11 protein-coding genes are annotated in these 15,100 nt (G+C 60.3%); all 11 read left to right on the forward strand.

Annotated elements, in window-relative coordinates:
* The first annotated feature begins 39 nt into the window (after window positions 1–39).
* The 11 genes from M8A51_RS05615 to M8A51_RS05665 all read left to right on the forward strand — a co-directional run bounded on the left by M8A51_RS05615 (window position 40) and on the right by M8A51_RS05665 (window position 15,083).
* Window positions 40–3,549 carry a capsular polysaccharide export protein, LipB/KpsS family gene (locus M8A51_RS05615; protein WP_251777199.1) on the forward strand — a complete coding sequence of 1,170 codons (3,510 nt, stop codon included), beginning with the start codon at window positions 40–42 and terminating at the stop codon, window positions 3,547–3,549.
* The gene (locus tag M8A51_RS05620) at window positions 3,546–4,643 is read left to right on the forward strand and encodes a polysaccharide pyruvyl transferase family protein (protein WP_251777200.1); all 1,098 of its coding nucleotides are present in this window, start codon (window positions 3,546–3,548) and stop codon (window positions 4,641–4,643) included. The genes M8A51_RS05615 and M8A51_RS05620 overlap by 4 nt, the downstream gene beginning before the upstream one ends.
* Window positions 4,640–5,641 carry a UDP-N-acetylglucosamine 4,6-dehydratase (inverting) gene (pseB, locus tag M8A51_RS05625; protein WP_251777201.1) on the forward strand — a complete coding sequence of 334 codons (1,002 nt, stop codon included), beginning with the start codon at window positions 4,640–4,642 and terminating at the stop codon, window positions 5,639–5,641. The genes M8A51_RS05620 and pseB overlap by 4 nt, the downstream gene beginning before the upstream one ends.
* Entirely contained in the window at window positions 5,641–6,801 is a 1,161-nt protein-coding gene (gene pseC / locus M8A51_RS05630) for a UDP-4-amino-4,6-dideoxy-N-acetyl-beta-L-altrosamine transaminase (RefSeq protein ID WP_251777202.1), read from the forward strand. The genes pseB and pseC overlap by 1 nt, the downstream gene beginning before the upstream one ends.
* Window positions 6,798–7,490: a pseudaminic acid cytidylyltransferase gene (gene pseF, locus M8A51_RS05635; protein ID WP_251777203.1), complete on the forward strand. Its 693-nt coding sequence runs from the start codon at window positions 6,798–6,800 to the stop codon at window positions 7,488–7,490. Before pseC ends, pseF begins: the two co-directional genes overlap by 4 nt.
* A 5-nt stretch (window positions 7,491–7,495) precedes the next feature.
* Window positions 7,496–8,602, forward strand: a complete 1,107-nt coding sequence (pseG, locus tag M8A51_RS05640; RefSeq protein ID WP_251777204.1) for a UDP-2,4-diacetamido-2,4,6-trideoxy-beta-L-altropyranose hydrolase — start codon at window positions 7,496–7,498, stop codon at window positions 8,600–8,602.
* Complete coding sequence (gene pseH, locus M8A51_RS05645; RefSeq protein ID WP_251777205.1) at window positions 8,599–9,117, forward strand: UDP-4-amino-4,6-dideoxy-N-acetyl-beta-L-altrosamine N-acetyltransferase; 519 nt, start codon at window positions 8,599–8,601, stop codon at window positions 9,115–9,117. Before pseG ends, pseH begins: the two co-directional genes overlap by 4 nt.
* On the forward strand, window positions 9,114–10,187 hold the full coding sequence (gene pseI / locus M8A51_RS05650; RefSeq protein WP_251777206.1) for a pseudaminic acid synthase: 1,074 nt from the start codon (window positions 9,114–9,116) through the stop codon (window positions 10,185–10,187). Before pseH ends, pseI begins: the two co-directional genes overlap by 4 nt.
* A 23-nt stretch (window positions 10,188–10,210) precedes the next feature.
* Window positions 10,211–11,308, forward strand: coding sequence for a tetratricopeptide repeat protein (locus tag M8A51_RS05655; RefSeq protein ID WP_251777207.1), 1,098 nt, complete (start codon window positions 10,211–10,213; stop codon window positions 11,306–11,308).
* Between the two features lie 120 nt (window positions 11,309–11,428).
* The gene (locus M8A51_RS05660) at window positions 11,429–13,432 is read left to right on the forward strand and encodes a capsular polysaccharide biosynthesis protein (protein ID WP_251777208.1); all 2,004 of its coding nucleotides are present in this window, start codon (window positions 11,429–11,431) and stop codon (window positions 13,430–13,432) included.
* Between the two features lie 256 nt (window positions 13,433–13,688).
* On the forward strand, window positions 13,689–15,083 hold the full coding sequence (locus tag M8A51_RS05665; protein ID WP_251777209.1) for a capsule biosynthesis protein: 1,395 nt from the start codon (window positions 13,689–13,691) through the stop codon (window positions 15,081–15,083).
* The last annotated feature ends 17 nt before the right edge of the window (window positions 15,084–15,100 follow it).

Raw genomic sequence — 15,100 nt, forward strand, 5'->3', positions numbered from 1 at the left:
CGCTTCATCGCAAGCGTTCGACACGGAACGGAGACCCACGTGAACAGAAAACTGAGGAAACTGCTTCGAGATCCGAAGCAATTCTTTCTTGATGCGAGATTGCTGCGTGCTGTGTGGGCGCGTCTTGGTGTGCAGCGCAAGGCAGCTCCCAGGGTGAAGCGAGCCGCGGCCAGCGCGCCGGCCGCGCCGGCCGCGCCGGCTGCGCAGCCGATAACCGGTGTGCCGGGATTCGAGCGGTTCGAGCTGCATGGCAGCAACTGGACCGAGTGTCCTGACAAGCCGGTCGCAGTCTTATGGGGCTTCGCGCCCTGGAAGCGGGAAGTGGCCGCCCGTTATTTGCCAGAGTATCGCGTGGCCTACGTGCGTGGCAACACGCCTTGGCACTTGTTGCAGCCTTCGCTCAGCTCGCTCAACGAACCTGCGTTCGTCGTATGGGGCATGACCGAGCACAACAAGGCGCTGGACTTCGCTCAGGCGCGCGGCATACCCGTGTATCGCATGGAGGACGGTTTCCTGCGTTCCGCCGACTTGGGCAGTCGACACACAGTTCCGCTTTCCCTGGCGCTGGACAAGCGCGGCATCTATTTCGATGCCTCCAAACCGTCAGACCTGGAGGAATTGTTGAACCACCATGATTTCGACGCGAATCCGCAGCTGATGGCCGCGGCTGGTTCGCTGTTGAAGATCATGCGCAGCCTCAGACTAAGCAAGTACAACCTCGGCAGTCTGAGATCTGCAAACGATGTCCTGGGTCTGCGGCTTCGGAAGCGTGTCCTTGTCGTGGGGCAAGTGGAAGACGACGCGTCCATCCTGCACGGGCTAGGCCCAGGTTGGACAAATCTACGGCTGATTCAACTGGCCAGGGAGGAGAACGCGGGTGCCGAGATCGTTTACCGGCCCCATCCAGACGTAGCGCAAGGGTTTCGGTCAAATACGCACACGCTTGAGACACTGCAGCAGATATGCCGTGTGCTGACGGAAGACGTCATGCTCGCCGACCTGTTCGGGGCTGTCGATCATGTATATACGCTAACGTCGCTCAGCGGATTCGAAGCACTTGTGCATGGCCTCCCGGTAACCGTAGTCGGCGCGCCCTTCTATGCCGGATGGGGCCTGACCGACGACCGGACACAGGTTCCGCGTCGGTCCCGGAAGCTGACCCTTGAAAAATTATTCTGCGCGGCGTACCTGCTCTACCCACGCTACCTCGCAAACCTCGACGATCCGGTCCGCGGGTGTCTGGCGGCAATGCTCTCGGTCACGGCGCAGCGTCGCGAGGCTCTTAACCGCCAGCTTGCGGAAAACGCCGGTCCGGAAATACTGCTGACGTCCGAACACTGGCCGGTAGCGCTTCGGCCGACAGTGTTCCCGACACTGATCAAGAAATACGGCAAGAAACTCACGCCCATCTTGCATCTGCAGCGAATATTCGCGGGCTGCCATGGAGATCATTTCCAGCGGTCAATGGCATACCTGCTCGCCGCGAAATTGAAGAATACGCTGGCCCTCGATTCCTTTCTCGGTGAACTGCGGGGATGCATCAAGCCGGAGCACTTTGGCGCGCTATTGACTGATCTGCACGCGATCACCGAGAACGCCGCGGTTATCGAGCAAATGTCCTGGTACTGCGAGCAAGGTGGCAATCACGAAGGGGCGAGGCAGGCGCTCATGCACTTGGCCTTCGATGTGCCATACCTGCTGCCGAAGGAGACACAACTCGCGGTTCCAGCAAGCAAGCAAGCTCAAGTATTCAAACTGGCGCAGTTCGAACTCCGGCATCGCAATCTGGATGATGCGTACCGTTTGCTGAACCGCCTCCTGCTATCTGGCGTCGTCACCGGTGATGTATTGACGAGCATCGCAGAGATCGCTCGGCTCCGGTTCGACTTTTCGTCAGCTGCTGCGTTGCTCAAATTCTTCAACCGTTACGAACCTTCTTGGAAGGCTGGCCGTGCTCATGTTCTGGAAGCACAAAGCGCGGCACTGGTGCCTGATCCGCCCGCCGCTATCGAGGCGATGGCGCGAGCATGTGCGGTCAACCCCCAGTTTGCCGAATCAGTTCCTTCGATCACTGACGTTCTAGAACGAGGATTCGGGGAGCTCCCGTACGCTGATGCATTTGTCGCCGCTAACGAAGCCGAAGATGTTGGGAGCCCGATTGCTAGGGCGCGAGCGTTGATTGCATCGCAAAGACCCGATCTGGCCGAACATACTCTACTGTCGTATATACCTGCCAATGGGGAACTCCAGAAGTATTGCCTGGCGCTCTCGGCCGCCTATAGCTTCCAAGGGAAGCTAGATGAAGCCAAAAATCTGATCTCCCGTCTGTTGGAACAGCGGCCGAGTTTACAGCTATGTAGAGAAGCGCTCCGCGTGGCGATAGTCAGAAATGACTATGCGTGGGGAAAGAAACTGCTGAACGATGCAGCGGCGAGGGATATAGATGTCGGCGATATCTATTATCGAAAAGTGGCATTGGGGCTGGGCGACATCAAGAGCAGTTACCTGAGCTTCCGCAAGATGCGAGCTCATAAGACGATTCGGGCATATGTCGGAGATAGATATGTTCAATCGTTGGATAAATTGCCAAAGCGGGCAAACACGAGTGTTCTCGTAGTGGCCTTTTTTGGTCCTGGCGACGAAATTCGGTTTTCCAGCAAATACCGGGAAATGAAATATAAATGTGGAGAGGCGGATGTTACATTCACCGCCGATCCGCGTCTTTATCCATTGCTTCGTCGCTCGTATCCAGAGTTGACATTCGTCCCAGTGGCTCGCATTAGAAGCTTGGCTTGGTTGTCCGACTACACCAGTTTCGACAGGTTGCCCGGATCAGATTTGCATACGTTTTTTGACAATACCGGGTGGGCTCTCGCAAACAATGCGAATCACGTTATCCTGACTACTGACGCTCTAGGCGATGTGGTTGGAGGATACGAGACGTTCGAAGGATCGCCCTATTTACGAGCTGACGCGAAACTCGTGTCGCGCTGGCGTGACCGTTTGACGCCCTGGGCCAAGAAGCCTCTTGTAGGATTGAGTTGGCGTAGCAGTCTCACTACCTACTCGAGGAGCGAGCACTATTTATCAGTCGAAGAGTTGGAGCCGCTTTTTGAACGCCAGGACGTGCAGTTCGTAAATTTGCAGTACGACGAGTGCTCGGCCGAGCTTGCATATCTTGAGCGCAAGTATCCAGGTCGGGTAATCAACTTCCCCGATTTGGATCAATTTAACGATCTTGAGGGTGTGAGCGCCTTAATGACTTGTCTGGATTTGGTCATTGCACCCGCTACTACTGTGGTGGAACTTGCAGGAGCGCTTGGTCGTCCCACGCTGTTGCTATCAAACTCCTCGGAACTTCACTGGCGTAAGAGGCCGGGAACTCTCCATGATGTGTGGCACCGGTCGATCACACACGTCGAAGGGAATCGACTGGGTGACAAGAAGTCGGTCGCACAGGCGGCAGCAAAAATGCTCGCCGAGCATCCACTCTTGGCCGATGGCGCAGATTGGGGGCCCAGACGCTTGTTTTGGAAGTGCGCGGCGTGAACATTCTGCTTACAACCTTTCCCGAGCAGCGATCCGCCAATGTCGGAGACGCTCTTATTGCGTTCTCCGCACTGAATCTTCTCCAGGCCAGATATAGGGAATATTCACCAAAGGTGCTGTACCGAGAGTTCGATCTGGACACATTGGGTCACCACAAGGCGGATAGCGTTTTGGCGCCGGGGTTCTCCGTTAGCGAGGGCGTTTATCGCAACCTGTACAGTCTGTACGCCGATCTAGATCGCCTCGCGCATTTTTACCCTGTTGGCTGCAGCTTTCAAACGCCTTTGATTCCAGGCAAGCCACTTAATGCCTTTCGCTACGGAAACGACACGGTTTCATTTTTGCGAAATATGGCGACGAGGTTCGGCCCGTTGCCATGTAGAGATGCATCGATCGTTCGTATTCTTGAGAACAATGGCATCGCTGCAGTCTATTCCGGGGATTTGGCCTTATTTGACGAAACGCTTGTCGGCAAGGAGTTCACGGGCAGTGCGGAGCCTTCTTCGATTGTGGTGACGATCGGACACCATCCGAAATATGCCCATCAGTCTCTTAGGCTAATGCATCTCTTGAAGGAGCACTTCAAGGATGCGAAACTGTATGTCGCCTTTCATAGCCGTCCCAACGGGCATTCTCTTCAGCTCGCAGCGCAAGCTACTCGCTTGGGGTTCTCCGAACTTCACCTATATGGGAGCGTCGATAACCTCAATATCTACGATTCGATCGACTTCCATATCGGCTATCGTTTACATGGCCATGTGGCATTTCTTCGCCGGAGAAAACCATCGGTGCTGTTGATGGAGGATGTGCGATCGTACGGGTTTGCTTCAACGCCCGGGATGGAGGTTGGTTGTATTCAGGCGTTCGTGCAGGATTCGCTAGAGCCGGAAGAAAAGGCAGCCGAGGCTGCGATTGGGTTTGCCCGTGATCAGTTGAGAGAGAACTTCTTGGGCTACGCCCGGTGCTTTGCGAGCATCGATCGCACATACACCGATTTCATCGCCCCATATTTCAACAATCTTGCTAGAAACCTCTACCTTGAGGACTCTGCAACTCACAAAACGCAGTATCTGACGGAGGTTCCGATTTCATGACTCTTCACAACTCCACCATTCTCGTCACCGGCGGTACCGGTTCCTTCGGCAACACCTTCGTGCCGATGACCCTCGCCAAGTACAACCCCAAGAAGCTGATCATCTATTCTCGCGACGAGATGAAGCAGTGGGACATGGCGAAGAAATTCGAGAACGACCCACGCGTGCGATTCTTTATCGGCGATGTACGTGACCGTGATCGCTTGTATCGCGCGCTCGACGGCGTGGATTACGTTGTCCACGCGGCTGCTACGAAGATCGTCCCGACGGCAGAGTACAACCCGTTCGAATGCGTCAAGACCAACGTGCTGGGCGCCATGAATCTGATCGACGCTTGCCTCGACAAGAAGGTCAAGCGTGTGGTCGCGCTGTCCACTGACAAGGCCAGCAGTCCAGTCAACCTGTACGGTGCCACCAAGCTGGCCTCCGACAAGTTGTTCGTATCCGGCAATTCCTATGCGGGAGGGCACGATACGCGGTTCGCCGTGGTTCGTTACGGCAACGTCATGGGCTCGCGCGGTTCGGTGATCCCGTTCTTTCTGTCCATCAAGGACAAGGGGGTGTTGCCCATCACCGACGAACGCATGACACGCTTCATGATCTCGCTCGAACAGGGGGTTGAACTGGTGTGGCACGCTTTCGACGACATGGAAGGCGGCGAGATTTATGTAAAGAAGATCCCTTCGATGCGGGTGGTGGACGTGGCCAAGGCGATTGCGCCCGAAGCCAAACTCGAAATGGTCGGCATTCGCCCCGGCGAGAAACTGCACGAGCAGATGATCGGCTCCGAAGACGCCTACTACACCTACGAGTACCCCGAGCACTTCAAGATCCTCCCGGCCATCCACAAATGGAACGAATGTGAGTCCCGCATCAACGGCGGCAAGAAAGTGCCAGAGGGGTTTGTCTACGCGAGCGACAACAACCCCGAATGGATGAAGCCGGAAGCGCTCACGCGCTGGATCGAGCAGAACCGGGCCAAGATCGGAGCGATCTGATGATTCCGTACGGCAGGCAAGACATCCGTCAGGAAGACGTGGATGCCGTGGTTGAGGTGCTGCGGTCGGACTTCCTGACCCAAGGGCCGGCGGTACCGCAGTTCGAGCAAGCGGTTGCCGAATACTGCGGCGTCGAGCATGCATTGGCGGTCAACAGCGCAACCTCGGCATTGCACATTGCCTGTCTCGCTCTGGGCCTGGGGCCCGGTGACTGGCTGTGGACCAGTCCGATCACGTTCGTTGCATCGGCCAACTGCGCCTTGTACTGCGGGGCACAGGTCGACTTCGTCGATATCGACCCTCGCACCTACAACCTTTGCCCGGTGGCGCTGGAGCGCAAGCTGGTCGAGGCCGAACGTGCTGGTCGGTTGCCGAAAGTCGTCGTCCCTGTGCATCTGTGCGGCCAGCCGTGCGATCTGGCTTCGATGCACGCGCTTTCGCAACGTTTCGGCTTCAAGATCGTCGAAGACGCGTCGCACGCCATTGGTGGCCGCTACAAAGGCGAGCCCATCGGGAACTGCCGGTATAGCGACATCACTGTGTTCAGCTTCCATCCGGTCAAGATCATCACCACCGCTGAAGGCGGCATGGTGACGACGAACGATCGCCCCCTGGCGGACAAGATGGCGCTGTTGCGCACCCATGGCATCACGCGTGATGCGGCGCAGATGACGCATGCGCCAGACGGGCCCTGGTACTACCAGCAGATCGAACTCGGCTTCAACTACCGCATGACCGACTTGCAGGCTGCGCTTGGCCTGAGCCAGATGCGGCGGCTGGACAGCTACATCGAGCGTCGCCATCAGCTGGCCAGACGCTACGACGCACTTCTGGAGGGACTGCCTGTCACGACGCCGTGGCAACACCCGGATGGCCATTCCGGGCTGCATCTATACGTCGTACGCGTCAAGGCGGGCCCTGGCACAGGGACGCACAAGCAGGTGTTCGAGGCGTTGCGTGCGAACGGTATCGGGGTCAACCTTCATTACATCCCGGTGCACACCCAGCCCTACTACCAGCGCCTCGGCTTTGTGGAAGGGCAGTTTCCCGAGGCGGAGCGCTATTACGCGGAGGCGATCAGCCTGCCGATGTATGCGACCCTGACCGACGAGCAGCAGAGCGAGGTCGTTCGTGCGTTGCAGGGAGCGCTGAGTTCATGAGACTGGCGGTGATTCCTGCCCGGGGGGGCAGCAAGCGGATTCCGCGCAAGAACGTCAAGGCGTTCTGCGGCAAGCCTATCATCGCGTGGTCCATTGACGCGGCAATCCGCAGCGAGTGCTTCGATCATGTGATGGTATCGACCGATGACGACGAGATCGCTGAGGTCGCGCGTCAGTGGGGGGCAACCGTGCCGTTCATGCGGCCAACCGAGTTGGCCGACGACCATACCGGCACGATTCCCGTGATTCGCCATGCAGTGCAGTGGCATGAGCAGCAGGGCCATGTGATCGAAGCCGCCTGCTGCATCTACGCCACAGCACCTTTCGTGACAGCGTCGGACTTGCAGCGCGGGTGGGAGACGCTGCAGGCGACCGCGGCGGACTACGCCTTCTCGGTCACCAGCTACGACTTTCCCATTCAACGCGCGATTCGGATCACTGCCGCAGGCAGGGTCGAGATGTTCGAGCCTCAGCACTTCAATACGCGCTCGCAAGACCTCGAAGAAGCCTTCCACGACGCAGGGCAGTTCTATTGGGGACGCGCCGCTGCCTGGGGTTCGGCGCAGCCCATCTTTTCGAAAGCAGCCGCTCCGGTGATGTTGCCCCGGCATCGGGTGCAAGACATCGACACGATCGAGGATTGGGTGAGGGCCGAATGGATGTTCAAGGCCCTGCAATCGGTGCAGTGACGAGCATGTCGGCGCGCAAAGCCGTCTTTAGAGTGGATGCATCGCTGCAGATCGGCACCGGCCATGTCATGCGATGTCTAACACTCGCGGAGCTGCTTCGCACCCAGGGCGTCGAGTGCCATTTCGTCTGTCGTGAGCATGCCGGGCACTTGCTGGATGTCGTCGCGCGGCGCGGGCATGAGGTGCATCGCTTGCCAATGGCTGAGCGCCCGGATTCGATGGAGTCCCGGCAACTGCCGGCCCATGCAGGATGGCTCGGCGGGACTTGGCAGCTTGATGCGCATCAGACCGGGGCGGTGCTCGCGGCCACGCGGCCGCAGTGGCTGGTCGTGGACCACTATGCGCTCGATGCACGCTGGGAGAGCGCGGTGCGATCGGCGGCCGGGAGGGTGCTCGTCGTAGACGATCTTGCAGACCGACGTCACGACTGCGATGTGCTGGTCGATCAGACTCTTGGTAGGCAGTCCAAGGAGTACGAGCACTTGGTGCCGTCGTCCTGTCGCTGCCTGACCGGTGCGTCGTATGCATTGCTTCGGCCGGAGTTCGCCCAATTGCGGCCGGAGAGTCTTGCGCGGCGGCGCGGGCAGATGCGACTTCAGCACGTGGTGATCACCATGGGGGGCGTCGATCGGGACAATGCTGCAGGTCGAGTGCTCCAGGCACTCGATCGCTGTACGCTGCCCGAAGACTCGCATATCACAGTCGTGATGGGACCGACCGCCCCCTGGCTGCTCCGCGTGCAGGAGCAGGCTGCCGCGATGCGGTGGCCAACCCAGGTACTTGTCGACGTGCACGATATGGCCCGTTTGATGGCAACCGCAGACGTGGCGATCGGTGCGGCCGGCAGTACGTCCTGGGAGCGGTGTTGTCTTGGCGTGCCGACACTGATGCTCGTGCTGGCGGACAATCAACGGGGCGTAGCCGAAGCGCTCGAGGCGGCAGGGGCAGCGATCGTGCTCGGAGACGCAGACGCCGGCCCCGACCGCATCGGAGCCGCTCTGCAAGACCTCACCGACAACCCGCGCCTCAGGCAGATGATCGAACGCGCCGGCGCCGTGACGGATGGCCGGGGGGCTGTCGCCGTGTCGAGTTGCATGCTGGACGAACGATGAAGGAAGCCCATCTCCCAGACGGGCGAGTACGCGCGATGACGGAGCGCGACCTCGGTACGGTGCTTGAATGGCGCAATCATCCGGAAGTGAGGCGGTACATGTACACGCAGCACGTGATTTCCATGGAAGAGCACCGGCGCTGGTTCGAACGGGCCGGGCATGAACCAGCTCGGCATCTGCTGGTCTTCGAGGATGAACGCGGCCCGACCGGATTCGCGAGCTTCCATGCACCCGGTCATGGTCGCGTTGCCGAATGGGGCTTCTACCTGGCACCTGACGCGCCGAAGGGAACGGGCAGGCGGCTGGGCCGCGCTGCTCTTGAATACGGGTTCTCGACGGCGGGCTTCCACAAAGTCTGTGGCGAGGCGCTGGCTTTCAACGAACGTTCCATCCGTTTCCATCTGACCCTCGGTTTCCAGCAGGAAGGTGTGCTGCGAGACCAGCATTTCGACGGCCAGGCCTACCACGCCGTGGTGCGGTTCGGTCTGCTCCATCATGAATGGATTCCGCAATGAGCACGAGCAAGGACATGTCCACCCATCCCAGTATCACCATTGCCGGCCGACGCATTGCATCGACTGAGCCCCCATATGTCATTGCCGAACTATCGGCCAACCACAACGGCAAGCTGGAGACGGCGCTGCGCATCGTCGAAGAGGCGAAAAAGGCCGGTGCCGATGCGATCAAGCTGCAGACCTATCGCCCCGACACGATCACCTTGAACAGCGACGCGCCCGAGTTCCAGATTCGCGGGGGGTTGTGGGACGGCAAGACGCTGTACGCCTTGTACCAAGAGGCGCACATGCCGTGGGAATGGCACCAACCACTGTTCGAACGCGCGCGCCAGCTGGGTATCACCATCTTCAGTTCGCCATTCGACACCACGGCGGTGGATCTGCTCGAGGAGCTTGGTGCACCTGCCTACAAGATTGCCTCGTTCGAAGCCGTCGACCTGCCGCTGATCAAGTACGTTGCCGCCACCGGCAAGCCGATGATCATCTCCACCGGCATGGCTGACGCCGAAGAGATCCAAGAGGCCATTGACGCCGCTCGTGCGGGCGGTTGCAAGGAACTTGCGATCCTGCATTGCGTGAGCGGTTACCCGGCACCAGCGGAGGACTACAACCTGCGCACTCTGTCCGACATGATCGATCGCTTTGGCATGGTCACAGGCCTGTCAGACCACACGCTGGACAACACGACAGCGATCACGAGCGTGGCGCTCGGTGCTTCGATCATCGAGAAGCACTTCACCCTGGATCGCAGCGGTGGCGGTCCTGACGACAGCTTCTCGCTCGAACCCGCCGAAATGCAGGCGCTGTGTCAGGGCGCGAGGACGGCGTGGAGCGCTCTGGGAGCCGTTGACTATGGGCGCAAGTCGAGCGAGCAGGGCAATGCACAGTTCAGGCGCTCCTTGTACTTTGTGAAGGCCCTCAAAGCGGGTGAAGTCGTTACGGCCGATGCGGTGCGCAGTGTCCGACCCGGGTTTGGCCTCGCGCCGAAGCACTGGGATCAGGTGATCGGCAAGCGTCTCGCTCAAGACGTCGCGGCCAACACGGCCGTCGAATGGCGAGTGCTGGCTTGATTCAAAAAAGCGGAGGGGGTCGAATGGTTGCGTTTCTCGATGAGAAGTATCTGCAAGGCGCAGACGTCTGCTTCATCCATTTCACGAGCCGGACCAAGAAGCCGGGCACATTCGAGAAATATCCGACCCCGCCGGGAGTGAGCAATGTTTACGTGAACTGCGAGAACAACGGCTGGTATCTGAACGGCATTCCTGAGCTGGGCGATATGCGTACCGCGGCAACTGCACTGTCGCAACGAGCGAAAGCGGCGGGTGCTTCGAAGATCATATGCATCGGTGCTTCGATGGGAGCCTGCGGTGCTGCCTTATATGCCGCGTTGATGGGTGCGGAGCTGATCGCCTTTGGCACTGAATTGTGGCCCAACATATATACCGGCTTCAGCAGAGAGAATCTGGCCCCAGACGTTCGCGTGGATCCGTCACAGCTGGGAACGCCCAGTCGCGCACTGCTGCTTTGCGGGACAACTTGGCTTTCGGATCTGATATGTGCTCATCACTTCCAGCGTGCCTGGCCTAGCTGCCGGGCTGTTTATTTGCACAACTGCAAACACGAGTCGGCGCGGTTCTTGAAGGACAGAGGTGTTCTGCCGCTGCTGCTGGAAGCCTTCATCCGAGGCGAAAGTGAAGAGGCCGCAATTGCAAAGGTAAAAACTTTGCCGACGCAGACGGTCGAAAATCTTGACGTGCCGGCTCCCGCTGAGCTTGACGACACATCTTTGGAACGGTTTGCATTTGCGCTCTCAGAGCACTTGACGGTGGGCGAGCGCATGAAGATCGGCACTTTTCTGTACACGCAAAAGGCACTTACCCCAGCAGCGAGGTATCTTGCTGGACTCAAGGCTGCCTGCGGCGACACCGCCGAGATGACACTTGTCGAAGTCATGACGTTGCGCAAGCTCAATCGCTACGCCGAAGCGCTGCAACTATTGCGCAGCATAGAGAGGAATCCGTACTTTCGTGAGCAAGCCCTTTGGTACAAGGCATTGCTGCTTGAGAAGCTGGGGCGCGCGTCCGATGCAGCGGCAGTCTTTCAGATCATTGTCGAAGAGCACATGAAGAGTTCCATTGCCAACGGAGCGAAGGAACGTCTCAAGGCTCTTGCACCGGAGGCGATGCAATGAGCGCCGGTCAATATTTGCCTCGCTGGCAATGAATGGCTCCCGCTGTCAGGCGCAGCAGTTTTGACACGCCTGCCTGAACCCGGCTTCCACTCCACTTGCCTGATCGCCAGGAACTGGGGCGTGTGGCGCATTCCGACGCTGCAGGCACTGCTGCACGAGTACAAGATCGCGTTCCGGGCGTGTCCTCGGGGGGCAGATGCTATCGCCGTCATTGGATGGGGGCGCAAGTCGAGCGGAGAGGCGGCCCGCAGATATGCTGATCGGCACGGGCTCCGGTTCTTGTGTCTTGAAGACGGCTTTCTTCGATCTATCGGTTTGGGCCGTACCAGTCCGCCGCTATCGATCGTTGTCGATGACCTCGGGGTCTACTACGACGCAACTTCTTCATCACGGCTTGAAAGGCTGATTGCTTCACAGCATGACGAGTACCAGCGTCGCAGAGCGCGTGATCTAACGTCTCTGTGGCGCACAGCGCGCGTCTCCAAATACAACCATGCGCGCACTGCCGCGCTGCCAATCGAGGGTTCTTTCGTTCTCGCCGTCGATCAAACCGCAGGGGATGCGTCCATTCAGTATGGCTTGGCCGAAGCATCCAGCTTCCGGCGAATGCTGGATGCCGCTCTCAGCGAGTATCCGCATCTGCCCGTTGTGCTGAAAGTGCATCCGGACGTGATTTCCGGGCGCAAGCAGGGGCACTTCAATACGCTCACACCGGGCGAAGCCGCCCGAGTCTTGTTGCTCGCGACCGACGCTCACCCGCCCGACATCCTGTATGCGGCACACGCCGTCTACACCGTCACATCACAGATGGGTTTCGAGGGATTGCTATGGGGCAAGCCCGTGCGGACGTTCGGCATGCCTTTCTATGCGGGTTGGGGCGTGACGCAGGATGACGTGCCGGCGCCGGGCCGCCGCTCGTCTCAGCCTAGGGTATCCATCGAGGACCTTGTGCATGCTGCGCTGGTGGAGTATCCCCGCTACATCGACCCGGAGACCGGAATGCGATGTGAAGTGGAGAGGCTCGTCGAATGGATGGGGCTGCAACGGCGGATGCGCGAGCGCTTCCCCGCGCAGATCCATGCGGTGAACTTCTCCGCTTGGAAGCGTCCGATCGTGCGGGCGTTCTTTGGCGGCAGCGCTGTGAATTTTGTCGAGCGCGACAGCACGATCCCGGCAGGGGGGACACTTGCCGTGTGGGGGCGTTCGGGGGCCGGCGACGTGCAGACATCCGCGCCGGGAGACGAGTCGCGCACGGCCGGGGAACACCGCTCGCCGCCGCGGCAAGTCCTTCGCCTGGAGGACGGATTTCTTCGGTCGGTCGGACTGGGCGCTGACTTGGTGCGGCCCCTGTCGTGGGTGATCGATCGTCGCGGCATCTACTACGATGCCACCACCCCGTCCGATCTGGAGTGGCTGCTGCAGGAAACCGCATTCGACCCACCTCTCCTGGAGCGAGCCAAGCGCCTCCGTGAGCGCATCACTCAGGCTGGCATCACCAAGTACAACGTCGGCTCAGGCGAGTGGGCGCGGCCTGCAACCGCCCAGCGCGTTGTCCTCGTCCCCGGGCAAGTGGAGTCCGACGCTTCCATCGCGCTCGGTGCTCGGGGCGTGCGCACGAACATCGCTCTGCTTCAAGCGGTCAGGCAGGTCGCCCCTGAAGCCCACATTGTCTACAAGCCCCACCCGGACGTCGTTGCCAAGCTGCGCCGTGCAGGGGCGGGTGAAGCCGATGCATCACGCTACTGCGATGAAATCGTCGTCGACACGCCGATGCACCTGTTGCTGGATCGAGTCGACGAAGTGCATGTGCTCACATCGCTGGCGGGCTTCGAAGCCCTGTTGCGCGGCAAGCCTGTCACCTGCCACGGCAGCCCGTTTTACGCGGGCTGGGGCCTTACCACGGACGTCCATGCGCACCCGCGCCGTACACGCCGGCTCGCGCTGGACGAACTGGTCGCAGCAACGCTCATCCTGTATCCGACCTATGTCAGCCGCACCACGGGCGCTTTCACGACGCCCGAGCGCGCGCTCGACGAATTGCTCGACTGGCGGTCTCGTGGTCGTTCGGAAGCCGGGTGGTGGCGCAAGGGTTTAAGGTGGGTGCTCGGTTGGCGCAGACGTTGAGCGGTGGGACGGCCAGGGGTAAATAGCCATTGATTATTGAAATCGGCGCGCGTATTGAGGGAGTCTCCGGTTCTGACTGTTGCTGACGCCGGCCCTATTCTTCTGTGGCACGAAGCACACATTTGCTATCACCGGCCCCCGCTTGAAGGGGGCGTCCCAAGGCTGGCTGGGCCACAATACCGGGCTTGGCGCCCCAGACCCGTGCATTTGCCGTTGGCCGGCACGCACGTATCGGGCATCGCCGCTACGTATATCGATGCCCCACCCCGCTTCGCTCCTGTCGCTGTTGCGCCACCGCCGCCCCCTGCTGTTGCAGGGGCCGATGGGGCCCTTCTTCGCGCGGCTGGCGGATTACCTCGAGGCGCACGGCCAGCAGGTCTACAAGATCAACTTCAACGGCGGGGATGGCTTGTTCTTTCGCCGTCCGGGTGCCGTGGCCTACACCGGGCGGGCGGCCGACTGGCCGCAATGGCTGGAAACGCACCTGCACTCGCACCGCGTCGACGCGATCGTGCTGTTTGGCCAGACGCGGCCGATGCACATTGCTGCGCGCAAGGTGGCAGCGCAACTGGGCCTGCCTGTCTATGTCTTCGAAGAAGGCTACCTGCGGCCCGACTACGTGACGCTCGAGCTTGGCGGTGTGAATGGCGATTCAGCCGTGCCCAAGGAGCCCTCGTTCTACCGTTCGCTGCCCACGCGGCCCTTGCCGCCAGCCATGCCCACGCGGCAAAGCTTCTTGTCGATGATGGCCTACGCGATGGTCTACGGTTTGGCCGCCAACGCGATGCGCTGGCGCTATCCGTTCCAGAAGCATCACCGTTCGCTCAACCCGCTGACCGAGTCGTTCAAGTGGGCGCGGGGCGGGTGGCGCAAGCTGGCACACGCATGGGCCGAACGGCATGTGCTCGCGCAGCTCACGTCGCCAGAGCGTTCCAGGCAGTGGTTCCTGTTGCCGCTGCAGGTGCACAACGACAGCCAGATCCTCCATCACTCGCCCTACCCGAGCGTCGAAGTGATGATCGACGAGGTGATGGAGTCGTTCGCGTGCCACGCCGACTCGCGCGACTGGCTCGTCATCAAGCATCACCCGATGGACCGGGCCTACCGGGACTACGCAGCCTTCATCGATGAACGCGCGCGGGCTCATGGCGTTAGCAAGCGGGTGCTCTACGTGCACGACTTGCACCTGCCCACGCTGCTGAAGCATGCGCGCGGCGTGGTCACGGTTAACAGCACGACCGGCCTGCAGGCATTGTTCCACGGCACCCCGGTGCTCACGCTGGGCGACTGCTTCTACGCGATCCCGGGGCTCGTGAGCCAGAAGCCGCTGAAAGGCTTCTGGCGCAGCCCGAGCGGGGTCGACGCCGCGCTGTTCCAGCGCTTCCGCCACTACCTGGTCCGCCACACGCAGCTCAATGCGAGCTTTTATGCCGACACCCCGGCCTTGCGCGTGCCGGCGTTGCATGCCGTAGGCGAGGGGGGCGTGCTCGACGACGTGGCCTCGCTGGTCAGCCAGCCGGGCCTGATGATGGACGCTGTCGAAGCACGCCAGGCGTTGTCGCCGGTGCAGGCGCAGGTGTTGGGGGGCACTCTCCCAGCAGCACCCTCCGGCGAGACCTGGAGCCAGACACAACCGATGCGCATGCCTTAAAGTCCAGCCGGTGTCTT

Source organism: Caldimonas mangrovi, from assembly GCF_023721835.1.
In the GTDB taxonomy this organism is placed as follows: Bacteria; Pseudomonadota; Gammaproteobacteria; order Burkholderiales; family Burkholderiaceae_C; genus Caldimonas; species Caldimonas mangrovi.

Coding starts and splice junctions, on each gene's coding strand:
- pseB (WP_251777201.1), top strand. CDS start 4,640: ATGACTCTTCACAACTCCACCATTCTCGTCACCGGCGGTACCGGTTCC.
- pseC (WP_251777202.1), top strand. CDS start 5,641: ATGATTCCGTACGGCAGGCAAGACATCCGTCAGGAAGACGTGGATGCC.
- pseF (WP_251777203.1), top strand. CDS start 6,798: ATGAGACTGGCGGTGATTCCTGCCCGGGGGGGCAGCAAGCGGATTCCG.
- pseG (WP_251777204.1), top strand. CDS start 7,496: ATGTCGGCGCGCAAAGCCGTCTTTAGAGTGGATGCATCGCTGCAGATC.
- pseH (WP_251777205.1), top strand. CDS start 8,599: ATGAAGGAAGCCCATCTCCCAGACGGGCGAGTACGCGCGATGACGGAG.
- pseI (WP_251777206.1), top strand. CDS start 9,114: ATGAGCACGAGCAAGGACATGTCCACCCATCCCAGTATCACCATTGCC.
- M8A51_RS05655 (WP_251777207.1), top strand. CDS start 10,211: ATGGTTGCGTTTCTCGATGAGAAGTATCTGCAAGGCGCAGACGTCTGC.
- M8A51_RS05665 (WP_251777209.1), top strand. CDS start 13,689: ATGCCCCACCCCGCTTCGCTCCTGTCGCTGTTGCGCCACCGCCGCCCC.